This window comes from Anaeromyxobacter sp. SG66, from assembly GCF_022690805.1.
GTDB lineage: Bacteria > Myxococcota > Myxococcia > Myxococcales > Anaeromyxobacteraceae > Anaeromyxobacter > Anaeromyxobacter soli.
In genome coordinates, this window is the sequence record NZ_JALCZC010000008.1 from 48,176 (window position 1) to 71,587 (window position 23,412).

Below are 23,412 nucleotides of genomic sequence, written 5' to 3' on the forward strand. Positions count from 1 at the left end.
GGCGCCGGCCTGCGAGAGATCGTCAGGACGGGCGGCCGGCCGGCGCCTCGCCGGCGGGCCGCAGCCCGATGGCCGCCACGATCGCGGCGTGCTGCTCGGGCGAGAGGTAGACCTCGAGGGCGCCGTCGGTGAGCTCGAAGCGGGCGGGCTTGCGGAACCCGCTGCGCGGGGGCTCCGGGGCCGTGGTCCGGACCACCGCGCTCGCCGGTACCCGGATCGCGATCCGGCCGGCGCTCCGCGCCGCGGCGAGGCCGCGCGCGTCGAGCGGCTCGGGGTCGAGCGCACGGCGGCGCGCGGGCAGGGTGAGCCAGTACACCGCCTGCGCGGCGACCGCGCCCCACAGCACCGCCGCGCTCCGCCAGGTGAAGACGTTCACGAGGACCGCGGCGATGGACCCGAGGAGCAGCGCGGTGGTCACCCGCTGCAGGAGCTCGGCCCGGGGCGCGGGTCGCACGACGACGAGCTCGTCCCGGCCGGCGTAGAGCTGTCCCCGCGCCGCGCCGCCGCTGACGGGCTTGCCGGCCGGGTTCACGAGCGTCGCGAGCACCACCCCGATCGCCTTGGGATCTTCCATGGCGGCGACTCTACCGTACTCCGCCGCCTCGAACGCTGCCCTGGCGTACGATGCCGTCCGTGCTCCGCCGCGCCGCCTGGATCGCCGCCGTCCTCCTGCTCGCCGCCGCGGGGAGCTTCTTCTTCGCGCTCGCGCCGGCGGTCGCGGCGCGGATGAACCGGGTGGACGCCCGCCGGCCGCTGCCAGCCGTCTCCGCTCGAGCCCGCGGCCTGCACGCGACGCTCCGGATCGTCGACCTGCACGACGACCTCCTGCTCTGGGACCGCGACCCGCTGAAGCGCTCGACGCACGGTCACAGCGACGTGCCGCGGCTCGCCGAGGGCAACGTCGCGGTGCAGCTCTTCTCCACGGTCACGGAGGTGCCGCGGGGCTTCAACTACGCCACGACGCCCGGGGCGGGCGACCTCGTCACCGCCCTCGCCGTCGCCTCGCGCTGGCCGCCGTCGACCTGGGGGAGCCGCCTCGCGCGGGCGCTCCACCAGGGCGAGAAGCTCCGGCGCGCCGCGGCGGCCTCGGGCGGCGGGCTCGTCGTCGCGACCTCGCGGGCGGAGCTCGCCGCGGCGCTCGAGGCGCGCGCGGCCGAGCGGCAGGGCCGGCGCGCGGTGGTGGCGGTGCTCGCCACCGAGGGGCTCCAGGCGCTCGATGGGAGGCTCGAGGCGCTGGACGCGCTCTTCCAGGCCGGCTTTCGCTCGGCGGGGCTCGCCCACTTCGCGGACAACGCCGCGGCCGGCTCGGCGCACGGGGCCGCGAAAGGCGGGCTCAGCGCGCTGGGGCGCGCGGCGCTGCGGCGGATGGAGGAGCGCCGCATGATCGCGGACCTCGCGCACGCCTCCCCGCGGGCCTTCGACGACGCGCTCTCCCTGGCGCGCCGGCCGGTGATCGTGTCGCACACGGGCGTGAGCGCCACCTGCCCGGGGCCGCGCAACCTCACCGACGACCAGCTGAGGCGCCTCGGGCGGAACGGCGCGCTCGTGGGCATCGGCTACTGGGAAGGCGCGGTGTGCGACCGCACCCCGCAGGCCGTCGCCCGGGCGATCCACCACGCGATCGCCGTCGCGGGCGTGTCGCACGTGGCGCTCGGGTCGGACTTCGACGGGGCGACCACGGCGCCGTTCGACGCCGCGCGGCTCGAGGTGCTCACGCAGGCGCTGCTCGACGAGGGGCTACAGGACGCGGCCATCCGCGCCGTCATGGGCGAGAACGCGATCCGCTTCCTGCTCGAAAACCTGCCCTGACGCCCGCCGTCCGCTGCCGCGCGGGCGGCGATCGCGGCGGGCGCCAGGAGCCGGCTAGACCGGGTAGACGAGCTCCTCGACGGAGCGCGAGGTCCGCACCGCGTCCGCACCCAGGAAGAGCGGCGTGAGATCCACGCACGGTTCCGGGGCGCGAGGCGCGAGCGACTCGAAGGTGCGCGCGAGCGTGCTGCCGCCCTGCGCGAGCACGGTGCCGACCAGGCTGAGCCCCCAGGCGCGTTCGTCGGGGGGGAGCCTGGACAGCGCCTTCCGCCAGATCGCGTCCTCGAGTGCCGAGAACGCGGCCTGCACCTCGGTGACGTCGAAGCCGCCCGCGAACCGCTCGTGCGCCATACGCGTGACGTGCGCGCGCAGGGCGTTGAGGTCGCGCGTGAGCACCGCGTCGACCAGGTGGCGGTGGAGCAGCTCGAGCCGTCCGCGCGTCGCCTGCGCGCCGTCGCGGCGGTAGTGCTCGAGCTCTGCGACGGCGTGGGTGGCCTCGTCCAGGATGGCCGCCTCCTCGCCCAGCAGAAGGTCTTCGATCGTCATCTTTCGTCGTCTCCCGTGTGGCTCCGGAGGTCCGTCCCGTGAACCCGCGCGCAACCTAGCCGACTGGGCATGTATGAGGGAAATGCATTCTTGCTATGCTGGCCATAACCCAGGGACATGGAGGTGGACGTGGACGTACAGGCGCTGCGGTACTTCGTCGAGGTGGCGCGCCAGGGCGGCTTCACGCGGGCGAGCCAGTCGCTGCACGTGACCCAGCCCGCGATCAGCAAGATGGTGAAAGCGCTCGAGGAGGAGCTCGGCACGCCGCTGCTCGTCCGCGAGCGCCGGCGCGTGACGCTCACCGACGCGGGCCAGATCGTGCTGGAGCGGGCGGAGGGCGTGCTCGACTCGCTGCGGGTCATCGAGGAGGAGGTCTCCGAGCTCTCGGCGCTGCGGCGCGGACGGCTGCGCATCGGCATGCCCCCCATCACCGGGGTCACCTTCTTCGCGCCGCTGCTCGCGGAGTACCACCAGGCATACCCCGGCATCGTGCTCGAGCTGCGCGAGGAGGGCTCGCACCACCTCGAGGCGCTCGTGATGAACCGCGAGCTCGACGTCGGCGCGGTGGTGCTCCCCACGGACGAGGAGGCCTTCGGCATCATGCCGTTCGTGAAGGACGAGCTCCGGGCCGTCCTCCATCCGAGCCACCCGCTGGCGCGTCGCCGCTCGGTCGAGCTCCGCGAGCTGGCGGGCACGCCGTTCGTGCTCTACCGGCCGGAGTTCGCGCTCCACGGGCACATCCTCGAGGCGTGCCGCCGGGCCGGGTTCAAGCCGGCCGTCGTGAGCGAGAGCTCGCACTGGGACTTCATCGTCGCGACCGTGGCCGCGAACATCGGCGCCGCGCTGCTCCCGAACACCATCTGCCACCAGCTCGACCCCCGCCAGGTCCTCTCGGTGCGGCTCTCGGAGCCGAGGATCCCCTGGGACGTGGCGCTCATCTGGCGCAAGGACCGGCACCTGCCGCCGGCCACGCGCGCCTGGCTCGAGCTCGCGCGGCGCCGCTGGGGCAACGGGGTCGTGGCGAGCCGCGCGCGGCCCTCCGCGCCGCCGGACCCGAAGCCGCAGGGGCGCTGACGGCCCTCACTCGACCCAGTCCGCCACGAACACGTTCGTCTCGCCGGGCCGCCGCGCGTTCCGGTTGGAGGCGAAGACGAGCGTCTTCCCGTCCGGCGAGAACATGGGGAACCCGTCGAAGGTGTCGTTCGTGGTGATGCGCTCGAGGCCGCCGCCGTCGTCGTTCACGAGGTAGAGGTCGAAGTTGCGGCCCTTCGGGTCCCCGACGTTCGAGGCGAAGACGATGCGCCGACCGTCCGGGTGGAAGAAGGGCGCGAAGCTCGCCGCGCCGAGCCGGGTCACCTGCCGCACGCCGGAGCCGTCCGCGTTCATGACGTAGATCTCGAGCCTCCCCGGGCGGACGAGCTTCTGCGAGAGGAGGCGCCGGTAGTCGGCGAGCTCCGCCGCGTCGGCGGGCCGGCTGGCGCGGAACACGATGCGCGCGCCGTCGGCGGAGAAGAACGCCCCGCCGTCGTAGCCAGGAGTGTGCGTGAGCCGCACGAGCCCGGAGCCGTCGAGCCGCATCTTGTAGAGCTCGAGATCGCCGTCGCGCGTCGAGGTGAAGACGATCCAGCCGTCCCGCGAGATCGTCGCCTCCGCGCTGTACGCGCCGGGCGCCGGCGCGAGCGGGGTGAGATCGGAGCCGTCCGGCCGCGCGGTGTAGAGCTGGTAGTCGAAGAGGGGCCAGACGTAGCCCTGGGAGAGGTCTGGCTTCGGCGGGCACTCCGCGCCCGACGCGTGGGTCGAGGAGTAGAGCAGCCGCTCTCCTCCGGGGAAGAAGTAGCCGCAGGTGACGCGGCCCAGGCCGGACGAGACCTGGCGCCGCTGCGTGCCGTCGGCGCGCATCACGTAGAGCCGATCGCAGCCGGCACCCTCGGGCGTCGACTGGAACACGAGCTCCCGCCCGTCGAAGCTGAAGTACGCCTCGGCGTTCTCGCCCCCGAACGTGAGCTGACGGACGTTGCGGAGGTGCCGCTCGCCCGGGAGAGCCAGGTCTCGAGCGGCGTTCGCCGGCGGGGCGCCGACGGGCGCCGCGGCGGGAGGGACCGGGCCGGTCGGCGCCTTCGGCGCGGCGCAGGCGGCGGCGAGGACGGCGGCGGCGAGCGTCGGGGTGAGGGTCCGGGTCATCTGCGCTCCTCCAGCTTCACCTTCGCGGTCCGCCGCTCCGCCCCGTGCGCCCACTCGACCTCGACCTCGTCGCCGGGCCGGTGCGAGCGGAGCGCGAACGCGAGATCCTGCAGGTTCATCACCTTCGCCGCTCCGAGGCGGAGGAGGACGTCGCCTTCGGCGAGGCCGGCCCGCTCGGCGGGGCTGCCCGGGCGGACGCCGGTGAGGAGCACCCCCGGCTCGGCGCGCTCCGCGAAGTCCGGGATCGCGCCGAGGTAGGTGCCGTAGCTCCGCTCGCCGCGCTCGCGCGGCGGTGGCGCCGCCGTGCGGACCACCTCGAGGCGGCCATCGCGCTCGGCGGCGTCGCGGGCGGCGCGGTAGGCGAGCCGCGCCACGGCCGCGAGGCCCGGGCCGTCGATCTTGTCGGCGGTATCCGTCGGCCGGTGGTAGTCGGCGTGGGGTCCGGTGAAGAGGAAGAGGACCGGGACCCCGCGCGCGTAGAAGCTCGTGTGATCCGAGGGGCCGTACCCGTCGCCTCCGCCGAACGCGATCCGGAGCGGCAGGCGCGGCGAGCGCTCCGCGAGCGCCACCACGCGGTCCCGCAGCCCCTTCGCGGTGTCCGCGCCGTCCACGTACACCTTCCCCCCGCGGGGACGGCCCACCATGTCGAGGTTCACCATGAGCTGCATCTTCCCGATGGGGCAGCGCGGCGGCGGATCCTTCGCGAGCTCGGACGAGCCGAGGATGCCGAGCTCCTCCGCGGCGAACGCAGCGAAGAGGACCGTGCGCCTCGGCGCGCCCTCGGCGACGAAGGCGCGCGCGACCGCGAGGAGGGCCGCGACGCCGCTCGCGTTGTCGTCCGCGCCCGGGTGGACCGTCCCGAGCCGCTCGGGGGCGAGCGAGGCGTCGCCGCCGAGGCCGAGGTGATCGTGGTGCGCGCCCACCACCACGCACTCGTCCGCCACCGCCGGGTCGCGGCCGGGCAGGATGGCGACGACGTTGGCGGTCGCGGCCCGCTCGTGGAGCACCTCGACCGAGAGCCGCGCCCGGAGCCCGAGCGGCCGCGAGTGGGGCCTCCCGTCCGCCTCGCCCGGCGCCGCCAGCGCGGCCACGTCGATCCCCGCGCGGCCGAGCGCCGCGGCCGTGACCCGCGCCGCGACGAGGCCGGCCCGCGAGGCGACCTGCCCGCGCCAGCGCGGGACCTCGTCGGGAGCCTCGTGGGCCCATACGTCGCGGACGCCGAGGATCGCCGCCGCGCCGTGGTCGCGCGCGTTCATGGCCTTGTAGCGCCACTCGGAGAAGCGGTACCGGCGGGGGTCGCGGAACGGGGAGGCGGGGTCCGCCTCGCGCGGGAAGTCCTGTGCGACGAGGACGATCTTCCCCTTCACGTCGAGCCCGGCGTAGTCGTCGTGCCCGAGCTCGGGCGCCGTGATGCCATGACCCGCGAACACGAGCTCCGCCTCGATCGTGCCGTCGTCGCTGAAGCCGAAGGGGAGGAAGTCCCGCTGGAGCGCGAGCGGCGCGCGGCCGATCGCGAGCGCGTTCCGCGCCTCGAGGGTGGCGCGGAAGGGCGCCTCGAACTCCTCGAGGTAGCCGCCGTCGCGCGCGGGCGCGAGGCCCGCCTCGCGGAACCGGTCGGCGATCCAGCGCGCGGCCTGGGCGCCGCCGGCCGTCCCGACGCCGCGCCCCTCGCGCGCGGGATCTGCGAGCCAGGCCACCTCCGCGAGCGCGCGGGCAGGATCGATCACCGGCTCCCGCGCGGCGTGGCCTGCGCCGCGGGCGGTGCAGGCCGTCAGGGCGAGCGCGAGGGCGAGCCTGCCGAGCTTTCGCATGCGTCGCACATAGAGGGCCGGCGCGTCCCGGGCAGCGTGGACGCCGGGGCGCACCCGGCCGAGACGCGTCCGCCCCGCCGCGGCCGCGAGCGAATTGCCGGGCAGCGGAGGGAAGGGTATGGAGGGCGCCCGAATGCGCCCCGCGAACCGCGCCCCCCGAAGCGCCGCCCCTCCGAAGCCCGGCCCCCGCGACCGCCACCGCCTCTACGAGCGCGCGGTCCAGGACCCGCAGGCGGACATCGCCATCATCGAGCGGGTCCTCCGCGGGCGACGCCCGGCGCGGCGGCTCCGGGAGGACTTCAGCGGCACGGCGGCGCTCGCCGCGAGCTGGGTGGCGAAGGGGCCGCTGCGGACGGCCGTGGCGGTCGATCTCGATCCCGCGGTGCACGCCTGGGCCCGGACGTACCGCCTCCCCGCGCTCGGCGCGGCGGCCTCGCGGCTCGAGCTCGTGACCGCCGACGTCCGCGCGCCCCGCGGCGAGGGGTTCGACGCGATCGTCGCCCTCAACTTCAGCTACGGGGTGTTCCGCACGCGCGAGGCGCTCGGCGAGTATCTGCGCGCCGCGCTCGGCGCGCTGGCGCCGGGCGGCGCGCTCGTGCTCGACGCCTTCGGCGGGTGGGACGCGCAGCGGGCGCTCGTCGAGCGCCGGCGGATCGGCCGCGGCGTGACCTACGTCTGGGAGCAGGAGGGGTTCGATCCCATCACCCACCGGATCCGCTGCACCATCCACTTCGAGCTCGAGGGGGGCCGGCCGATGCGCCGGGCGTTCCACTACGACTGGCGGCTCTGGAGCCTCCCCGAGCTGACGGAGCTCCTCGGCGAGGCGGGCTTCGAGGCCGTCGAGGTGCTGTGGGACGCGGGGCCCGGCGCCGCGGCCCGCTACCTGCCGCGCGGCAGCGCGCAGAACCAGGCCGGCTGGATCGCCTACGTGGTGGGACGCCGGCCGCGCGGCTGAGCGCGGCGCTACTCCGCCGCCACCGGCCGCTTGCGAAGGATCGCGAGCGCCGCGACGAGCACGACGATGAGGACGGTCAGGAGCCCGAGCTCCGACATCACCTGCCGGAACAGCTTGTCGTCGGGCCGGGTCTGCGCGCCGAACTCGGCGGTGATGACGAGGATCCGGCGGACCGCGGCGATGAGGGCGACGAGCAGGAACGGCTCGGGCACGAGGGTGTGCTCGCGGAACGACACCTGCACCGTGTAGAGCAGCTCCACGACCATGAGCGCGAGCAGGATCCGGTCGAGCAGCGTCACGAACGCGCGGACGTCGAGGCCGCCGAACATCGCGTGGACGAGATCGATCCCGCCGTGGACGACGATCGCGGCGGCGCTCAGCGCGAGGAGCACACCGAGCGCGACGTACACGACGTCCTGGGCCCGCGTGAAAGCGGTCGAGATGATGCCGCGCGTCCGGCTCCGGGCGTCGCGCTCGCGCTCCAAGGGTCACCTCCCGCGGCGCCGCGCGGTCGCCGGGTTCATAGCAGCGCGGAGCTTCGCGCGGGCGGCCCCAGGCGTGGCCGGGCCCGCAGGGACCTCGAGGCGAGGTCCCTGCGGGGCGCTCCCGCGTGGGCCCGGCTGAATCGTGACGAACCGTGAACGACGGCCGACCGGGCGAGCGCGCGTGTGTGCGCCGGCCGTGCGGCGCGTGCGTCGCGTGCGAGGCGCGGCGGGGGAACCTTCGGGGCGCGTCGCGTGGGCGAGCACGCAGCGGTACGGTGGGTTCGTCGGGCGCGGCACGCTTTCGGCGCCTGGAGGCCGGATGCAGCGGATGACGGCGGGCGACGCGTCCTGGTACCGCATGGATCGGCCGAGGAACGAGGCCGACGTCGTGGCGCTCCTCACGTTCCGCGGGCCGGTCGCGCTCGCGCGCGTCCGGCGCCTCGTCGAGGAGCGGCTGCTCGCGGTCGAGCGCTTCCGGCAGCGGCCGGTGCCCCGTCTCCTGGGAGCGCCGGGCTGGGAGCCGGATCCCGGGTTCTCGCTCCGGCGACACCTGGTCCCGGTCGAGCTCGCGCGCGGCACGCTCCCCGAGTTCGTCGGCGAGGTGACCTCCTCCCGGCTCGACCCGGCGCACCCGCTCTGGCGCGTCCACGTCGTGCGGGAGCGCGGGCGCGGCGGGGCGATCGTGGCGAAGCTCCACCACGCGCTCGGCGACGGGTTCGCGCTCGTGGCGCTGCTCCTCGCCCTCTCGGACGAGCACGCCGCCGAGGAGGCCCCGCGCGCCCACGTCGAGGCGGTGCATCGCGGGCGCCCGTGGCTCGGGAGCGCGCGGCTCGCCGCCGCGCGGGACGCCGCCGCGTTCGCCGCGACGCTCGCGCGGCTCGCCGCGATGTCGAGCGATCCGAAGGTCCTCTCCGCGGCGGAGCTCTCCGGCGTGCGCAGGGTGGCGTGGTCAGGAGGCGTGCCGCTCGGCGCCGTCCGCGAGGCGGGGCATCGCCGCGGGGCCACGGTGAACGACGTGCTGGTGGCGGCGATCGCCGGCGCGCTCCGGTCGCTGCTCGCGAGCCGCCGGGCGCCGCTCGTCCCCGTGCGCGCGCTCGTCCCCGTGAACTTCCGTCCTGCCCGCCCGGACCTCGGGGCCGACGCCTCGCTCGGGAACCGCTTCGGGGTCGTGTTCCTCGACCTGCCGATCGATCTCGGGACGCCCGTCGCGCGGCTCGAGGCGGTCCACGCTCGCGTCGCCGCGCTCCGCGCCGGGGCGGGCGCCGTCGTGGCCCACGACGTGCTCGCGCTCGCGGGCTACGCGCCCGACGCGGTCCAGCACGCGCTCACGCGCTTCTTCGCGCGCAAGGCCTCGCTCGTGCTCACGAACCTCCCCGGGCCGAGGACCCGCGTCCACCTGGCGGGCCTGCCGCTCGCGAGCGCGATGTTCTGGGTCCCGCACCCCGCGAGCCTCGGCCTCGGCGTGAGCGTCCTGAGCTACGCGGGCGAGGTGCGCGTCGGCGTGCGCTCCGACGCGGCGGTCCTCGCCGAGCCCGCGGACCTCGTCGGCAGGATCGAGGCGGAGGCGGCGGCGCTCGGCGTGCGCGGGCCGCGCCCGCCGCGTCCTCCCCGCCCGACGGCGTCGGGGGCCCGTGCCCGGGCCCGGGCGCCGTAGGGCGCGGGCGGGGGACCTCGGCTCACAGCGCCGCGGGAGCGGGCGCGGGAGCGGGGACGGGTGCCTCGCCGGGCGCGAGGACGATCTCGATGCGCCGGTTCTGGCTGCGGCCCTCCGGCGTGTCGTTCGGGGCGATGGGCTGGTACTCGCCGTAGCCCGCGGCGGCGAGGCGCGTCGGCTCGACCCCCGCCTCCTGCAGGAACCTCACGACCGCGAGGGCGCGCGCGACCGACAGGTCCCAGTTCGACACGAACCCGCCGCGGCCGAGCGGCACGTTGTCGGTGTGCCCCTCGACGCGGATGACCTTGCCCTCCACGCCGCGCAGGACCTCCGCGACCGCCGCGAGCGCGCCCTTGCCGGGCTTGCCGAGGGTCGCCGAGCCCGAGGAGAAGAGGATCTTGTCCTTCATCTTGACGGTCATCTTGCCGCGGAGCTCGGTGAGCTCGACGCGGCCCGCGTCGATCTCTCCGCGCAGCGCGTTCGCCATCTTCTCGTACTCCGAGCTCTTCTTCTCGAGCTCCGCCTTGACGGTCTCGAGCTTGCTCTTGGACGTCGAGAGCTCGTTCACGCGCGCCTCGAGCGTGCCCCGCGACGAGGAGAGCTCGGCGACCTGCGCCTGGAGGGCGCGGGCCTCCTCGGTGCGCTTCTCGAGCTCGCCGTTGGTCCGCGCGAGGGTGGCCTCGAGCTCGGCCCCGTGCGCCCGCAGCTCGTCGGCCTCGGCGGACTTGTTGCGGAACTTTCCCGAGGAGACGCAGGCAGACGTGAGCCCGACGAGGGCGACGACGACGACGGTGCGCATCACGGACCTCCGGTGAAGGGAAGAGCGACATTGTACCGACGTCGCGGGACGCGCAAAGGAGGGCGTCCGGCGCCGATGTGCGCCGAGTGGCTCCTGGCCAGGCCGCGCGAGTCGTTCCGCGAGCGCGCGACGCGCCGGGACGGACGTGCTGGCGAGGGATGGTCTCGCCGTCGCCCCTCGCGCGGCGCGGGTGCGCTACTCTGTCGCAGGCGGAGCGCGGCCGCAGGTGCCCTGGGACGCGCGCGCCGCGGGGGCTTCCATGGCCATCCAGGAGCGGGCGGCGCTCTCGACCGAGGTGCTGGGGCTGCTGTTCGCCCGCGCGGGGATCGGCCTCTGCTTCGTCGCGCCGAACCTGACGGTGCTGCGCGCGAACGCGGAGTGGCTGCGCTGCACCGGCTACACCGCGGAGCGCGTCGAGGGCGAGGACATCCTCGCCGTGTTCCCCGACACGCGCGAGGTGGCCCTCTCGCTCTACGAGCGCGTCCAGCGCGGCGAGACGGTGAAGGTCCCTCGCCACGGAGAGCGGGTGCTCGGCCGCGAGGTGTGGTGGGAGGGGCAGCTCTCGCCGGTGCCGACGGAGACGGGCACCGGCATCCTGTTCACGGTGCGTGACGCATCGGAGCATTCCGAGGGCGCGGCCGGCGCGGCTCCGCCCGCCCTCGACGCCGAGGCGAGGCGCGCCGAGGAGGCGCTGGCGGAGCAGCGCGCGCTCAAGGATCAGCTCGCCAAGGTCGCGGCGAGCGTTCCGGGGGTCATCTGCTCCTACCGGCTCCGGCCCGACGGCACGGCGTGCATGCCGTTCACCACCCCGGCGGCCGAGGACCTCTACGGCATCCCGCGGGAGGTGCTCGCGGCGGACTTCGGCCCCCTCGTCGCCAACGTCCACCCGGACGACCTGCAGCGCGTGCTCGAGGTCCTCGAGGAGGCGGCCCGCACGAGGTCCCGCTGGCACGACGTGTTCCGCTACCGGCACCCGAGGAAGGGGGTGCGCTGGCTCGAGGGCTGGTCGGTCCCCACGGACGAGCCGGACGGGAGCCTCATCTGGCACGGCTACGTCATGGACGTCACCGAGCGCAAGCGCGCGGAGGAGCGGCTGCGCGAGGCCGATCGGCTCAAGACCGAGTTCCTCGGCGTCCTCTCGCACGAGCTGCGCAACCCCCTCGCGCCCATCCGCAGCAGCATCTACCTCCTCGATCGCGCGCCGGCGGGCAGCGACCAGGCGGCGCGGGCGAGGGACGTGATCCGCCGCCAGACCGAGCACCTCACGCGCCTCGTCGACGACCTCCTCGACGTGACGCGCATCTCGCGCGGAAAGATCGAGCTGCAGCGCTCGCGCGTCGACCTGCGCGAGGTGGTCGCGCGGACCTGCGACGACCACCGGACGATCTTCGCCGGACGGCACCTCGAGCTGCGCGTCGAGAACGCCGGCCCGGTGTGGGTCGAGGCGGACGCGACGCGGATCGCGCAGGTCGTCGGGAACCTGCTCCTGAACGCCGCGAAGTTCAGCCGCGAGGGCGGGGCGGTGACGGTCGCCGTCACGACGGACGCCGGGCGGGCCGAGATCCGCGTGCGCGACGACGGCCTCGGCATCGTCCCCGAGCTCCTGCCGCGCGTCTTCGAGCCGTTCGTCCAGGCGGACGAGGGGCTCGCGCGGACGCGCGGCGGCCTCGGCCTCGGGCTCGCCCTCGTGAAGGGGCTCGTCGAGCTCCACGGCGGCGGCGTGCGCGCGGACAGCGAGGGCGCCGGCCGCGGCTCGGAGTTCGTCGTGACGCTGCCGGCGGCGCCCGGCCCGCCGGCGGCTCAGCCCCCGCCCCGGGCCCCGGCGAGCGCGCGGCGCGTGGACATCCTCGTCATCGAGGACAACGTGGACGCGGCGCAGACCATCGCCGAGGTGCTGGAGATGGAGGGGCACCGGGTGCACGTCGCGACCGACGGCCTGTCGGGGATCGCGAAGGCGCGCGAGCTCAGGCCCGAGCTGGTCCTCTGCGACATCGGCCTGCCCGACGTGGACGGGTACCAGGTCGCCCGCGAGCTGCGCGCGGACGCGTCGCTCCGCGGGATGCGCCTCATCGCCCTCAGCGGCTACGCTCAGCCGGAGGACAAGGAACGGGCGAAGGCGGCCGGCTTCGAGGCGCACCTCGGGAAGCCGGCCCTCCTCGACGAGCTGACCGCGCTCGTCGCGCGGCGCGGCTGAGGCACGGCGCCCCGGCGCGCGTCCGCGCGACGCGCTTCGCTACCCCCGCCAGAACGGCGGGCCGAACGGCCAGTGGCCGAGGTACCTCGCGGCGCCGAGGGCGAGGGCCGCGGCGGCCGCGGCGAGCCAGAGCAGGCGGCGCCGGCGCTTCGCCGTGTCGTCCGCGTACGGATCGTCGAGCGTCCGGCGCGCGCCCGCGGGCAGGACGGCGCGGTCGGTGAGCGCGGTCCCGAGCGGCAGGTTGATCCGCACGCGCCCGTTCACGGCCCAGCCGTTCGCGTCGAGGATGGGCCCGAGCGTCCGGTGCCGGAGCTTGAGCCAGGAGATGAGCACCGACGGCCCCGACACGACGAGGACCATCGCCGCCACCGCGATGACCTTCGCCCACCAGGGCTTCAGGTCCATGAACCCCGTGACGAACCCGCCGAGCAGCGTGCCGAGGGCGCCGATGCCGACGCCCAGGGCGGCGATGATACCGACCATCTTGCCGACGTCGACGGGCGGGGGGGGCGGGGGGGCCTTCTCGCCGATGGCGGCGTCGGTCACGTGCGTCGCGGTGGACTGGACGTGGTCGTCCGCGGCCTTCTGCTTCGCGTGCGCGAAGCGCGCGACCTGCTCCTCGACGAACCGCAGGGCCTTCTTGTACGGAGCCCAGAACGCCTGGCGGATGCTGATGGGGTTCTCGACGATCTTCACGATCGTCGCGTCCCAGTCCCGTCCCTGCCGGTCGTAGAACACGCCGTTGCGGCCCACCATCAGGTAGTCCGAGTCGCCCTGCGTGAAGCAGGCCACGATCTTCATCGCCTCGCCGCCGGGCCGGCGGCACTCGCAGTAGGCGAGGTACATCCGGGACAGCGAGGCGATCGAGGCGTGCGCGCCGGGGTCGTCCACGCGGATGCACAGCTCGCAGCTGCGCGCGTCGAGGAAGAGCGTCCCGGCCTGGAACACCGCGGGGCGGAGCGGGTCGTAGAAGTCCGCGAACGACACGAAGTTCTTGAGCAGCGTCCCGAGGTCCCGGCAGTAGTGGACGAGCCGGACGACGTCGGCGATCGCCGAGGCCTCGGCGGCGTGGGCCTCGTCCTCGGCGAGGAGCGCCTGGACGGGAGCCCGGCCCGCCGCGAGGAGCTCGCGCACGCGCGCGATCCCGAGCGCCTCGACCCGGGCGCCGGTCTTCGTCGCGAGCCACGCCTCGTAGGGCGAGAAGCGCGCGACGAGGTCCGTCCACTCCTCGAGCGTGAGCGCGTCCTTGCCGGGCCCGTGCACCGGGACGACGGCGTCGCGCTGGAGCGCGGCGATCGCCGCCGCCCAGGCCGGGTTCACGCCACCCGAGAGCGGGAGCGCGCGCCCGGGCTCGACGCGCGCGAGGGGGAAGGCGGCCACCTCGGCGCCGGCCGCGGCGAGCTCCCTCGCCGCGAGCGCGGCGTACTCGGGCTCGGTCCGGTTCAGGGCGAGGGCGGAGCGCGGCTCCATGGCGGCGAGGCCGCAGCGGACGAAGAAGTCGTCCACCTTCGCGCGCACGGCCCGGACGGCCGCGTGCGCGGCCGCGGTGCGGTCGCCGAGCGCCATCACCTCCGCGCTCGCCTCGCCGCGCCGCCAGAACTCGGCGAAGGCCTCCGCCTCCGCGAAGAACGCGTCCGCGCGCGCCCGGTCCACCCCGAGCTTGCCGCTCCGGTCCGCGAGGCCGCCCATCGTGGTCACGATGTCGAGGAGGGTCTGGCGGGTCCCGGGATCCGGCGCGGACTCCGGCGGCACGACGCCGTCGCCGTTGAAGAGCGTGTGCTCGAACACCTTCGTGGTGTCCGCCACGTCCGCCGCGCGGATCGCGGTCGCCTCCGGGCGGCCGACGTGCGCGAGCAGGCGCCGGGCGGCCCCGAGCGCCGCCTTGCCCTCGGGCGTGTCGTCGCGGAGGGCGTCGAGCGCCAGCGCGTCGGCTCCGAAGAGGACGAGCCCCACGTCGCGCAGCCGCGCCGCGCAGAACCGGATGGCGGCGAGGATCTCGGGCGCCCGGACGCGCCCGTCGCGATCGAGGTCGAGGAGGTCGAGGGTCCGCGGGTCCAGCTCGAGGCCGCGGGTGGGGCAGGAGAGGGCGATCCAGAGCTTCTGGTCGAGCTCCTCGAGCGCGAGGAGGTCGGCGCCGCTCTCCAGCGCGAGCTGATCGAGGCCTCCGGCGCGGTGGAACTTGAGGCGATGCCGGCGCTCGACGCGGGAGGCGGCGTCGGGGCGATCGGCCGGGGCCTGGGGGAGCTCGGGGACGGAGGTCGCGAGGCGCATGGCCCGCGACCTTACCGCGCCCGCGGGCGGGGGGCCATGGGGCGGCCGAGGGAGCGGGGGCCGGCCGGTGGCCGCTCAGCGAACTTTTACGTGCGCCGCGTTGGCGCAGGCAGATTATGCGCCCCGGTGTCGAAGGGTCGGGAGGAACGACCCGCACACCTGACGGTCCGCAGCGCGCGCGAAGGCGGGCACCTCCTCCGACTCATCGGGCAGGAGGAGAAACATGTGGACACGTAAGCTGCACGCCGCGAGCCTCGCGGCGGTCATCGTGGTCGCGTATGGCCCCGGGTCCGCGCTGGCTGGACAGCACGAGGGCGCCGCCAAGGCGGGGACGGGCTCGGAGAAGCAAGCCATCCTGAAGACGGGGGACTCCATCCAGTGGTCCGCCGGACCGGCGGCGCTCCCGCCCGGTGCGCAGGCGGCGGTGCTGGAGGGCGATCCGGGCAAGGAGGGGATGTTCACGATGCGTCTCAAGGTGCCGGCCGGCTACAAGATCGCGCCGCACACGCACCCCAAGGTCGAGCGCGTGACGGTGATGAGCGGCGAGTTCTCGCTCGGCATGGGCGCCGACTTCGACGAGAGCAAGCTCGAGAAGCTGCCGGAGGGGAGCTTCTTCGTGCTCGAGCCCGGGATGCAGCACTTCGCGAAGGCCTCGAAGGACACGGTGCTCCAGCTCAACGCCCAGGGCCCCTGGGGCATCAAGTACGTCCGCGCGTCCGACGACCCGCGCAACGCGCCGCAGGCGAGGAAGGGTCCGCCGGCAGAGGCCGGCGCGCGCGGGAAGAAGTGACCCGGGCGCTCGGCCACCGTTCGGCCGTCCGGCTCGTGCGAGCGCGGGCCGCCACGACCTTGGCCGAGCTCCCCATCGAGGAGCCGGGCGCGGCCTCGCCGCGCGCGCGGGTCGTCGCCCGGCCCCGCTCCTCCGCGCCGAGGAGCGAGTGGATCGCTCGCGCGGTCGCGCGATGCCCACGTCGGGTCGCCCCGCAGGGCCGCCCCCGGGAGCGAAACCGATTCTCCGCCGGCGCGTCAGTCCTCTGCGAGCCGAGGCGGGTCCCGCGCCCGAGCACGCGCGTCGCGGCGCGAAGGCGCGGCACCTCGGCGCCGGAGGGCTCGCCGATGAAGCCGCAGCTCGTCTCGAAACACCCTGTCTTCCCGATCGCGCTCCTCGCGTGCGCGGCGTCGCTGACCGCCGGCGTGACCGGCCGCGCCGCGGACGAAGGGGTCACGCCGGCCGCGCGCGAGGCGCTCGGCGGCCTCTACGTTCAGCGGAACCTCGTCTCGGACGGCGCCGTCTCCTCCGAGCACCTCGACGCGAACCTGGTGAACGCCTGGGGCATCACGCACCGGGGCGCGAGCCCGTGGTGGGTGTCCGACAACGGCGCCGGGGTCTCGACGCTCTACGACGGCGAAGGGATCGCACAGTTCGGCGCTCCGCCGCTCGTGGTGAGCATCGCTGGCGCGGGCGGCCACGCCGGCAGTCCCACCGGCGTGGTCGGCAACACGGGCGGGAGCTTCGAGGTCTCGAGCGGCGGCGCCCACGAACCGGCGTTCTTCATCTTCGCGAGCGAGGACGGGACCCTCAGCGCCTGGAACCCGAAGGTGCCTCCGCCCGTCGCGCCGGCCATCCGCTCCACGACGACCGTGGTCGTGGTGGACGACTCGCTCGCGGGCGCCGTGTACAAGGGCCTGACCCTCGCCGCGACGTCGAGCGGAGACGAGCGGCTCTACGCCACCGACTTCCACGGCGGGGCGGTGCGGGTGTTCGACGGCGCGTTCAAGCCCGTCGCCACGACGGGCGGCTTCCGGGACCCGACCATCCCGGCGGGGTACGCGCCGTTCGGCATCCGGGCGATCGGCGGCACGATCTACGTCACGTACGCGCTGCAGGACGCGGACCGGCACGACGACGTGCCCGGCCAGCACCACGGGTACGTGAACGCCTTCACGCCCGACGGGGAGCTCATCGGTCGCGTCGCGTCGCGAGGCAAGCTCGACTCGCCGTGGGGCATCGCCCTCGCCCCCGCCTCCGGGTTCGGCCGGTTCGGCGGGAAGCTGCTCGTCGGGAACTTCGGCGACGGCCACATCATCGGCTACTCGCTCGCGGGCGACGCCTCCGAAGGCGGCGGCGCGTACCTCACCGGCAAGGGGGGCCGGATCACCATCGAAGGGCTGTGGGGCCTCGACTTCGGCAACGACGGCGCGGCCGGGCCGGCGAGAACGCTCTTCTTCGCCGCCGGGCCCGACGACGAGTCCGCGGGCCTGTTCGGCCGCATCGACTTCGTCCGGGGCGGCCGGTAGCGAGCCGGGCTCCTCGCGCACTCCTCCCGAGGCGACCGGGGTCAGCGCCCGAGGAGCCCCTTCACCGCGGCGTAGTCCTGCTCGTGCACCGCGCCGACGCGGACGCAGCGGATCCAGCCGGCGCCGTCGACGAGCGCGTGGATCGGGATCATCGCGTCCCGCTCCACCCCGAGCGAGTCGAGCAGCGGCCCGAGATCTCCCTCGGAGCGGAGCCAGGAAAGTCGCCCGGGCAGCCCCTTCGCGCGCCACGCGACGAGCTCCTGCCCACGGTCGGCGGCGTCGATGCTGACGAGCTCGAGGCGGACGTCCACGCCGTCACGCGCGAAGCCGTCCCGCCAGCGGCGGAGCAGCTCCAGCTCGTCGACGCACGGGGTGCACCAGGTGGCCCAGAGGTTCACCCAGGTCCAGGCCTTACCCCGCGCGCCGGCAGCGCCGCCGGGATCGCTCGCGCCGGGCAGCGGTCGCTGCGGGGGCGCAGCGTAGCGGCGGGCGCCCTCGCCGCCGGCGGGATAGCTCCGCTCGCAGAACGCGCTCTGCGCCGCCGCGGCCGTGGTGGCCTGCTTCCGCACGCCGGCGAAGCGCTCCGGGAGGGCCGCCTCCCCGGCGCCGGGCCCCTCCTGGCAGGCGAGCGCGAGCGCGACGGAGAGGAGCGCGGCCCCCGTCCACGCGAACCGCTCAGATCGCACAGTCGATCCAGGCGACGAAGGCGCTGCGGTTGATGTCGGCGTGGCTGCACGCCCCGGCGCGCGAGCGGTCCCAGCCGCAGAACTCGGTCGGGAGCTGCGCGAACTCCTCGCCCAGCCACAGGAGGCCCACCTGCTTCCTGAGGTCCTCGTCGTGGAACCTCGCGTCGAGGTGGTCCAGCACCGCCTTCGCGCGGTCGCGGCTCAGCGCCTCGTTGTACTGCTCGTCGCCGTCGGGGCTGGCGCGCGAGACCACGAAGAAGAAGCTGGCGCCGCGCTGATCGCTCCAGGCCTTCTCCACGAGGGCGCGCGCCGCCGGATCCAGCTCCGCCTTCGTGGGATCGAACTGGACGATGTGCGCCCGGTGCGCCAGCGGCCGGAAGAGCGCGTTGAAGTCGCTGCCGGACAGCGCGGCGACCTTCCTGGCCTGGAGGGGCTGGCAGCCGCGGCCGCCACCGCCGCCGTCGAGCAGCCCGCACGCGCCCGCGACGCGGCGGACGATCGCCTTCAGCTCCGGCGTGCAGTAGGCGTCGTTCGACACGCTCGCCGTCGCGACCTCGCGCGCGGCGCCCTGCGTGGCGTCGAGCCGGGCCTGGGCGGCGCGGGCCCAGGTGACGACGAGCGCCGCCGGGATCGCGAGCGCCGCGGCGAGCAGGATCCAGCGCCTCGAGGTGTCGTTCATCGCTCGGTCTCCACGTGCGAGGGCTTCGGGGTCTCTGCCGGCGACTCTGCGTCAGACGGGGACGGGGTCGGCTCCGGAGCCGGTCCGGGGCGCGCCTCGTCCTGCACGGCCTCCGCCGGGCTCGGCGGGGGCGGGGGAGCCTCCGCACCGGGCGCCGCCGGGGGCGCCTCCACCGCGCGAGGAGCGGCGGGGGTCCGGAGCTGGGGCTCCACCTCCGGCGGCGCCGCGGCCGCGCTCGCCTGCAGGTCCGCGCGCGGCGGTGGGGGCGGAGGCCGCGGCGGCTCGGCGGCGCGCCTGCGCGCGCGCTCCTGCGCGGCCTCGGGCGAGAGCATGCGGGAGAGCGTGTACTCGAGGCCGAGGTCGGTGTCCTCGTCGCACATCCGCGCGTCGCCCACGAACAGCTGAGGCGTGAGCACCGGGATCGCGTTGGCGACCGCCCAGCGCAGGCTCTTCGTGAGCTTGCTCCTCACGAGCGCGCCGCCGAGGCAGCCGGCGACCGCGGGGAACTCGCGCTCGATCTCGGCCCGCAGCCCGGCCTCGTCGCGGGCGCCGAGCGCGCGGAGCTCCGTCTGGCGGGCGAAGGCCCACCGGAGCACGGCCCCCGCGGCGGCGGCGTTCTTCGGCCCCTGGCCGACGCCGGCCGCGCAGAGGACCGCCTCGCTGACCGCGCAGGCGCCGGGGTGGATCGCCTCCGTCACCATCCAGTTGCACCGGGAGTCGAGCGGGAACAGCACGCCCTTCAGGTCGAGGCGCTCGCCGAGCGAGCTCGCCGCGAGCCTCGCGTCGAACGCCTTGCAGGACGCGCACAGCGGATCGAGCACCTCGACCGAGGGGGTCCCGCCCGCGCTGGCGGTGAGCGGGATCATCACGCCCGCGTTGTCCTCGGCGTGGACGAGCGCGCCGCACCCCTGCGTCGAGGTGCGGGGATCCGGCCTCGGCACGGACGCGACGTAGGCCAGCGTCACCGCGGCGACGAGCGCCGTCCCTTCCAGCAGGGCCGCCGCGAACCGCGCCTCGCCCGGCGCGGCGCGCACGGCCCGGTACGCCAGGAGCGCGCCGGCGAAGCACAGCGCGCTCGCGGCGTAGATGCCGATGCAGACCTTGCAGACGGCCTCCAGCAAGAAGATCGAGACCGCGCCGAACAGTACGGACATCGCCACCGGCAGGGCGGCCGCCGCGAGCAGCACCTTCGCGTCGCCCGCGGAGGCCTGGCGCCGCCACAGCAGGAGCGCGGCCCGATAGGCGAGGAACGCGAAGACCGCCAGCGCCCAGAGGCTCACCGGGATCCCGCCCCACAGGCTCTCGCGGAAGAGCGAGCTGTAGGGGCTCATCATCACGGTCCTGCAGCCGCTCGCCGCGACGTCCTTCGCGGCTCCGGGCAGGAAGGAGCAGTGGATGGCGTGCACCTGCCGATCGAGGTGCTGCATGAAGTCGCTCGTGCTGAGCGCGGCGAACACCGCGCCGAGGAGCGCCCCCGCGAGCGCGACGGCGACGGCCGCGCGCGGGAAGGCGGCGCGCCGCCCCGGAGGTGGGCGACCGGCGCGCGGCTCCTCGCGCCCGGGTGGCTCGCCGTGCAGGTGCTCCGTGAACGCCGGGTCGTGCGTGGTCATCACGGTGACAAAGCAAGCGATCGTTGGAACGTCAAGGACCCGGGCTGCGGCGCTCTGCTCCGATGGCGCACAGCGGGAGCGGCACCGAGCGTGCACGGCCCGCCCCTCCGCGATGTGTGCCGAGGAACACATCGAGTCCGGGCGCGCCGAGGCCCTAGAGTTCCGGAGTGCTTCGGCGAGGTGGAGTGGCCGGCTCGACGCCGGGATCGTGGAGGTCCCTGCTCGGTTCACCCGTGGTCCTCGTGCTGCTCTGCGGCTGCCTCGCCGAGCCGCCGCCTCCTCCGGGCGCGCCCCCGCCGCAGCCGCAGCCGGTGGAGCCCAGCCCACCGCTCGCGGCTGCCGACACGCCGCCCGCGTGCGATTCCCCGCTCCCGGTCCTCGAGGCGGGTCGCGAGGTGGGGCGCGTCTGCGCGGAGGACGCGCGGCGCGAGGGCCTCACGGTGGTGGATCTGTCCGACGGCTGGGTGCCGCTCGTGTTCCGGGATCCCGAGAACCTGGTGCAGCTGCCCCAGCCGTACCGCGCGACCTACGCCGCCCTGGCGAACGAGGAGTTCCCGTCCGGACCCGACGGGGAGCGCGCGCGCCGCGACGCGTTCCTCGAGCTCTACGGGATCTTCCCGAGCTTCCAGGTGCTCTCGGCGCGGCTCCTCGACGAGGAGCGTCACCTGTGTCACGCGGCGGTGGACGCGACGCCGCTCCACGCGCTCGCGACGTCTCCGCGGCCGTCCTCGCAGGACGGCGCTCCCTCCGCCGCGGTGAGGAGCGCGCTCGCCGCGCTCGAGGAGCGGCTCCAGTGCGAGCGGCTCCTGCCCGGCGCGCAGCGGACGCCGCGCTGGCGGCTGCAGGAGGCGCTCGAGGCCTACCAGCGCAAGCACGCCATCGTCTCGCGCGGCACGCTCGATCCCGAGACCCGCCGGGCGCTCGCGGAGGACAGCCGGGAGCTGGACTTCCGCGCGCTCCTGCGGTCCCTGCGCGCGCGCGTGGTCGACGCCTCCGGCCTCATCGAGGACGGCAGCGCGGCGGCGGCGCGCGGCACCGTCCTGGGCCGGCGCATCGACGGGGACGCGTTCCACGCCACCGATCGGTACGAGGCGCTGGAGGACGGGGCGCCGGACCTCGTGTCTCCCGCGACGGAGGCGGCTGCGCAGGCGCTGGGGTGGACCGATCCCGGCGCGGCCGCCGCGTTCTTCCGCGTGCGAGGCGTCGGCGCCACCCGCCAGCTCGCGGTGGCCCTGCGGCTCCCGCCGGTCCCCGCGTACCACGCCGAGCACATGGAGCTCCGGGCGGAGATCGACCGCGGGGACGTCTGGTACGAGCTCCCGACGTGGCGCGGGCGGATCTCGCACCGGCCCACGCTCACGCTCTACGCGCGCACCAGCGACGGAGAGGAGCTCGCGCTCGTGCGCTGGCCGACCACCATCGGCGGATGGAAGAAGGAGGTGGGGCCGCGTGGACGGGTGGGCCTCCGGTACAAGAACTCCGACGTCGGCAAGCGGCTGTGGCGGTTCGTCGTCGCGTCGCCGGCGTGGCTGCCGCCGCCGCAGACGCCGGCCCGCGCGCTCGTGCACCGGGCGTACGGCACGAAGCGCTGGCTGCCCGAGACGGACCTCCTCGGGCCCGGCTACGCGTCGGCCTACGGGCTCGTGATGCTCCCGCACCTCCGGCCGGTGGAGTCCGAGGGCGCCACGCTCTGGTACGACAACGGCATCCGCACCCACGGCTCGGTGAGCTACCAGTCGATCCTGGGCAGCGAGAGCCACGGCTGTCACCGGCTGTTCAACCACTCCGCGGTGCAGCTCGCGTCCTTCCTGCTGCAGCACCGCGACCACGTCCGCCACGGCCTCGTCGCCCAGCCCTTCGTGCACGAGTTCACCTGGCGCGGCATGAAGCTCAGGCAGCCCATCCCGCACCGCGGCTACCGCTACGAGCTGACGCCTCCCGTCGAGGTGGAGGTGCTCGAGGGGACGGTGCGCGGCAAGATCCGGCGGGTGCCGCAGCGCCTCGTCAGCCTGACGCGGCCGAGGCCGAAGGCGCAGGTGCCGCCGGGGCCCGCCGCGCCCGTGGACCCCGTGGACCCCGTCGAGCCGCCGGCGTCCACGTTCCATTGAGGCCGAGGGCCGCTCGGGGACCGCGAGCCGACCATGCGCGCGGGGGGCGGAGCGGCTCGCGCTGCGCCCCCGCCCCGTCGCCGCCGCTCGTCAGGGTCGGTTCACGCGGATGCGCCGCGGCAGGAGCACGCGCTCCACGCCGCACGCCGCCGCGTGCCGCTCGAGGCAGGCGAGGAGCGCGGGCCGATCGAGGTCGCCGCCTGCCTCCGCCCAGACCGCGCGGATCCGGAGCGCGCCCTTCTCGACGGCGCCGTCGAGGCGCCCGACGAGCGCGTCGCCGCGGAGGAGCGGGCACACGTACCAGCCGAAGCGGCGCAGGTGGGCCGGCCGGTAGACCTCCCAGCTGTAGTCGAAGCCGAACGCGGCGCGGACGAGCGCGCGATCCCAGATGAGCGGGTCGAGCGGACCGAGCAGCCTGAGCCTGCCGTCGGGGCTCGGGTGCCTTCGCCCCGCGAAGCCGCGCGGCGCGAGGTAGGTGCGCGTCGAGCCGACCACCTGGACCTCCTCGACGGCGCCCTCGGCGAGGAGCGCCTCGTGGATCCCTGCCCGGCGGGCAGGATCCAGCATCGACCACGTCGCGCCCCCGGCGCGCGAGAGGAGCCCGGCGGCCTCGACGCGCTCGAGGAGCGCCCAGCGGCGGAAGGCTTCGACCCGCTCCTCGGTGGGTCGCCCCGGCGGGTGGACGCGGGTGCGGGCCGCAGCCGGCAGCGCGCGGTCGGGCACGTCGTAGAGCTTGCCGCGCGGACCACGCCCGCTGACCACGACCTCGCAGCGCGTCTGCAGCACCTCGAGCGCCATCTTCGCGGCGCGCGGCGTGCCCCGCCAGCCGCTCCAGTCGAGCGGCTCGACGCGGCCGTGGTCGGCGAGGTCGTCTGCGGCGACCGGCCCGCGCTCCCGGACCTCGTCGAGCACCTTCTGGACCACGCCGGCGGGCAGGCGGCGCAGCCGCTCGGCGTGCGACCACCACGGCGCCTCGATGGCGAGCTCCGCCCGATACCAGGGGAACGACGCCGCCGGCAGCAGGCAGCGCTCCTTCGCGAAGTGCTCGAAGGCGTGGCCGGGGAGGAGGTGCCGGTAGACGTCGCCCTTGGCGATCCCGTCCACGCGGGCGAGGGCCACGAGGTCGGCGTTCGTGCCCAGCGGATCGAGCGGATCGAGCTGGATGCAGCGGAGCCGGGCGAGGAGCGCGCGAACCCCCGCCGGACCCGGCGGCAGCTCGGGCGCGGCGAGGGCGTGGTGGCCGACGAGGAACGCACGCGCCTCGGCCGGCGTGAGCGCCGTCGCCTTGGATCGCGGGCGAGCGCGCCGGAGCGCGGGGGCGGGCAT

At 75.4% G+C, this 23,412-nt stretch carries 19 protein-coding genes; 8 read left to right on the forward strand and 11 right to left on the reverse strand.

Annotation, left to right across the window (positions count from 1 at the left end; translation table 11 throughout):
• Nucleotides 1-22: 22 nt before the first annotated feature.
• On the reverse strand, nucleotides 23-574 hold the full coding sequence (locus tag MNZ39_RS04530; RefSeq protein ID WP_242335130.1) for a hypothetical protein: 552 nt from the start codon (nucleotides 572-574) through the stop codon (nucleotides 23-25).
• Nucleotides 575-624: 50 nt separating this feature from the next.
• Here MNZ39_RS04530 and MNZ39_RS04535 point away from each other — a divergent pair, with 50 nt between their 5' ends.
• Complete coding sequence (locus MNZ39_RS04535; RefSeq protein WP_242335132.1) at nucleotides 625-1,809, forward strand: dipeptidase; 1,185 nt, start codon at nucleotides 625-627, stop codon at nucleotides 1,807-1,809.
• A gap of 54 nt (nucleotides 1,810-1,863) precedes the next feature.
• Here MNZ39_RS04535 and MNZ39_RS04540 read toward each other — a convergent pair whose 3' ends face one another.
• Nucleotides 1,864-2,355, reverse strand: a complete 492-nt coding sequence (locus tag MNZ39_RS04540; RefSeq protein WP_242335134.1) for a hypothetical protein — start codon at nucleotides 2,353-2,355, stop codon at nucleotides 1,864-1,866.
• Nucleotides 2,356-2,478: 123 nt separating this feature from the next.
• Between MNZ39_RS04540 and MNZ39_RS04545 the strand changes: the two genes are divergently transcribed.
• Nucleotides 2,479-3,429, forward strand: a complete 951-nt coding sequence (locus tag MNZ39_RS04545) for a LysR substrate-binding domain-containing protein (RefSeq protein WP_308197185.1) — start codon at nucleotides 2,479-2,481, stop codon at nucleotides 3,427-3,429.
• 6 nt (nucleotides 3,430-3,435) lie between these two features.
• Here the strand turns inward: MNZ39_RS04545 and MNZ39_RS04550 are convergent, their stop codons facing one another.
• Nucleotides 3,436-4,536: a hypothetical protein gene (locus MNZ39_RS04550; protein ID WP_242335137.1), complete on the reverse strand. Its 1,101-nt coding sequence runs from the start codon at nucleotides 4,534-4,536 to the stop codon at nucleotides 3,436-3,438.
• The gene (locus MNZ39_RS04555) at nucleotides 4,533-6,347 is read right to left on the reverse strand and encodes a M20/M25/M40 family metallo-hydrolase (RefSeq protein WP_242335140.1); all 1,815 of its coding nucleotides are present in this window, start codon (nucleotides 6,345-6,347) and stop codon (nucleotides 4,533-4,535) included. The genes MNZ39_RS04550 and MNZ39_RS04555 overlap by 4 nt, the downstream gene beginning before the upstream one ends.
• Before the next feature lie 133 nt (nucleotides 6,348-6,480).
• Between MNZ39_RS04555 and MNZ39_RS04560 the strand changes: the two genes are divergently transcribed.
• On the forward strand, nucleotides 6,481-7,302 hold the full coding sequence (locus tag MNZ39_RS04560) for a cyclopropane-fatty-acyl-phospholipid synthase family protein (RefSeq protein ID WP_242335143.1): 822 nt from the start codon (nucleotides 6,481-6,483) through the stop codon (nucleotides 7,300-7,302).
• Nucleotides 7,303-7,310: 8 nt separating this feature from the next.
• Here the strand turns inward: MNZ39_RS04560 and MNZ39_RS04565 are convergent, their stop codons facing one another.
• Nucleotides 7,311-7,787 (reverse strand): phosphate-starvation-inducible PsiE family protein, encoded by a 477-nt coding sequence (locus tag MNZ39_RS04565; RefSeq protein WP_242335146.1) that lies wholly within the window; start codon nucleotides 7,785-7,787, stop codon nucleotides 7,311-7,313.
• Nucleotides 7,788-8,106: 319 nt separating this feature from the next.
• Here MNZ39_RS04565 and MNZ39_RS04570 point away from each other — a divergent pair, with 319 nt between their 5' ends.
• The gene (locus MNZ39_RS04570) at nucleotides 8,107-9,441 is read left to right on the forward strand and encodes a WS/DGAT domain-containing protein (protein ID WP_242335149.1); all 1,335 of its coding nucleotides are present in this window, start codon (nucleotides 8,107-8,109) and stop codon (nucleotides 9,439-9,441) included.
• Between the two features lie 22 nt (nucleotides 9,442-9,463).
• Here the strand turns inward: MNZ39_RS04570 and MNZ39_RS04575 are convergent, their stop codons facing one another.
• A complete protein-coding gene (locus MNZ39_RS04575; RefSeq protein ID WP_242335152.1) occupies nucleotides 9,464-10,240 on the reverse strand; it encodes an OmpA family protein in 777 nt (258 codons plus the stop codon).
• Nucleotides 10,241-10,499: 259 nt separating this feature from the next.
• Between MNZ39_RS04575 and MNZ39_RS04580 the strand changes: the two genes are divergently transcribed.
• Nucleotides 10,500-12,434 (forward strand): ATP-binding protein, encoded by a 1,935-nt coding sequence (locus MNZ39_RS04580; RefSeq protein ID WP_242335155.1) that lies wholly within the window; start codon nucleotides 10,500-10,502, stop codon nucleotides 12,432-12,434.
• Nucleotides 12,435-12,473: 39 nt separating this feature from the next.
• Here MNZ39_RS04580 and MNZ39_RS04585 read toward each other — a convergent pair whose 3' ends face one another.
• Nucleotides 12,474-14,705 carry a hypothetical protein gene (locus tag MNZ39_RS04585; protein ID WP_242335158.1) on the reverse strand — a complete coding sequence of 744 codons (2,232 nt, stop codon included), beginning with the start codon at nucleotides 14,703-14,705 and terminating at the stop codon, nucleotides 12,474-12,476.
• A gap of 223 nt (nucleotides 14,706-14,928) precedes the next feature.
• On the opposite strand from MNZ39_RS04585, the gene MNZ39_RS04590 reads away from it, so the two are divergent.
• Nucleotides 14,929-15,495, forward strand: coding sequence for a cupin domain-containing protein (locus MNZ39_RS04590; protein WP_242335161.1), 567 nt, complete (start codon nucleotides 14,929-14,931; stop codon nucleotides 15,493-15,495).
• Between the two features lie 326 nt (nucleotides 15,496-15,821).
• Nucleotides 15,822-17,003, forward strand: a complete 1,182-nt coding sequence (locus tag MNZ39_RS04595) for a TIGR03118 family protein (RefSeq protein WP_242335163.1) — start codon at nucleotides 15,822-15,824, stop codon at nucleotides 17,001-17,003.
• 41 nt (nucleotides 17,004-17,044) lie between these two features.
• Here the strand turns inward: MNZ39_RS04595 and MNZ39_RS04600 are convergent, their stop codons facing one another.
• From MNZ39_RS04600 to MNZ39_RS04610, 3 genes are read right to left on the reverse strand one after another with little or no spacing between them, the layout of a single operon-like run.
• Complete coding sequence (locus MNZ39_RS04600) at nucleotides 17,045-17,689, reverse strand: hypothetical protein (protein WP_242335166.1); 645 nt, start codon at nucleotides 17,687-17,689, stop codon at nucleotides 17,045-17,047.
• On the reverse strand, nucleotides 17,679-18,368 hold the full coding sequence (locus MNZ39_RS04605) for a hypothetical protein (protein WP_242335169.1): 690 nt from the start codon (nucleotides 18,366-18,368) through the stop codon (nucleotides 17,679-17,681). Before MNZ39_RS04605 ends, MNZ39_RS04600 begins: the two co-directional genes overlap by 11 nt.
• On the reverse strand, nucleotides 18,365-19,978 hold the full coding sequence (locus tag MNZ39_RS04610; RefSeq protein ID WP_242335172.1) for a vitamin K epoxide reductase family protein: 1,614 nt from the start codon (nucleotides 19,976-19,978) through the stop codon (nucleotides 18,365-18,367). Before MNZ39_RS04610 ends, MNZ39_RS04605 begins: the two co-directional genes overlap by 4 nt.
• 233 nt (nucleotides 19,979-20,211) lie before the next feature.
• Between MNZ39_RS04610 and MNZ39_RS04615 the strand changes: the two genes are divergently transcribed.
• On the forward strand, nucleotides 20,212-22,086 hold the full coding sequence (locus MNZ39_RS04615) for a hypothetical protein (protein WP_242335175.1): 1,875 nt from the start codon (nucleotides 20,212-20,214) through the stop codon (nucleotides 22,084-22,086).
• Nucleotides 22,087-22,176: 90 nt separating this feature from the next.
• Here MNZ39_RS04615 and MNZ39_RS04620 read toward each other — a convergent pair whose 3' ends face one another.
• Nucleotides 22,177-23,412, reverse strand: coding sequence for a DNA glycosylase AlkZ-like family protein (locus MNZ39_RS04620; RefSeq protein ID WP_242335178.1), 1,236 nt, complete (start codon nucleotides 23,410-23,412; stop codon nucleotides 22,177-22,179).

Excerpts from the sequence above, each read along its gene's own strand:
- MNZ39_RS04620 (WP_242335178.1), bottom strand. The coding sequence starts at position 23,412 with ATGCCCGCCCCCGCGCTCCGGCGCGCTCGCCCGCGATCCAAGGCGACG.
- MNZ39_RS04605 (WP_242335169.1), bottom strand. The coding sequence starts at position 18,368 with ATGAACGACACCTCGAGGCGCTGGATCCTGCTCGCCGCGGCGCTCGCG.
- MNZ39_RS04590 (WP_242335161.1), top strand. The coding sequence starts at position 14,929 with ATGTGGACACGTAAGCTGCACGCCGCGAGCCTCGCGGCGGTCATCGTG.
- MNZ39_RS04580 (WP_242335155.1), top strand. The coding sequence starts at position 10,500 with ATGGCCATCCAGGAGCGGGCGGCGCTCTCGACCGAGGTGCTGGGGCTG.
- MNZ39_RS04570 (WP_242335149.1), top strand. The coding sequence starts at position 8,107 with ATGCAGCGGATGACGGCGGGCGACGCGTCCTGGTACCGCATGGATCGG.
- MNZ39_RS04560 (WP_242335143.1), top strand. The coding sequence starts at position 6,481 with ATGCGCCCCGCGAACCGCGCCCCCCGAAGCGCCGCCCCTCCGAAGCCC.
- MNZ39_RS04585 (WP_242335158.1), bottom strand. The coding sequence starts at position 14,705 with ATGCGCCTCGCGACCTCCGTCCCCGAGCTCCCCCAGGCCCCGGCCGAT.
- MNZ39_RS04575 (WP_242335152.1), bottom strand. The coding sequence starts at position 10,240 with ATGCGCACCGTCGTCGTCGTCGCCCTCGTCGGGCTCACGTCTGCCTGC.
- MNZ39_RS04535 (WP_242335132.1), top strand. The coding sequence starts at position 625 with ATGCCGTCCGTGCTCCGCCGCGCCGCCTGGATCGCCGCCGTCCTCCTG.
- MNZ39_RS04595 (WP_242335163.1), top strand. The coding sequence starts at position 15,822 with ATGAAGCCGCAGCTCGTCTCGAAACACCCTGTCTTCCCGATCGCGCTC.
- MNZ39_RS04610 (WP_242335172.1), bottom strand. The coding sequence starts at position 19,978 with ATGACCACGCACGACCCGGCGTTCACGGAGCACCTGCACGGCGAGCCA.
- MNZ39_RS04540 (WP_242335134.1), bottom strand. The coding sequence starts at position 2,355 with ATGACGATCGAAGACCTTCTGCTGGGCGAGGAGGCGGCCATCCTGGAC.
- MNZ39_RS04555 (WP_242335140.1), bottom strand. The coding sequence starts at position 6,347 with ATGCGAAAGCTCGGCAGGCTCGCCCTCGCGCTCGCCCTGACGGCCTGC.
- MNZ39_RS04530 (WP_242335130.1), bottom strand. The coding sequence starts at position 574 with ATGGAAGATCCCAAGGCGATCGGGGTGGTGCTCGCGACGCTCGTGAAC.
- MNZ39_RS04550 (WP_242335137.1), bottom strand. The coding sequence starts at position 4,536 with ATGACCCGGACCCTCACCCCGACGCTCGCCGCCGCCGTCCTCGCCGCC.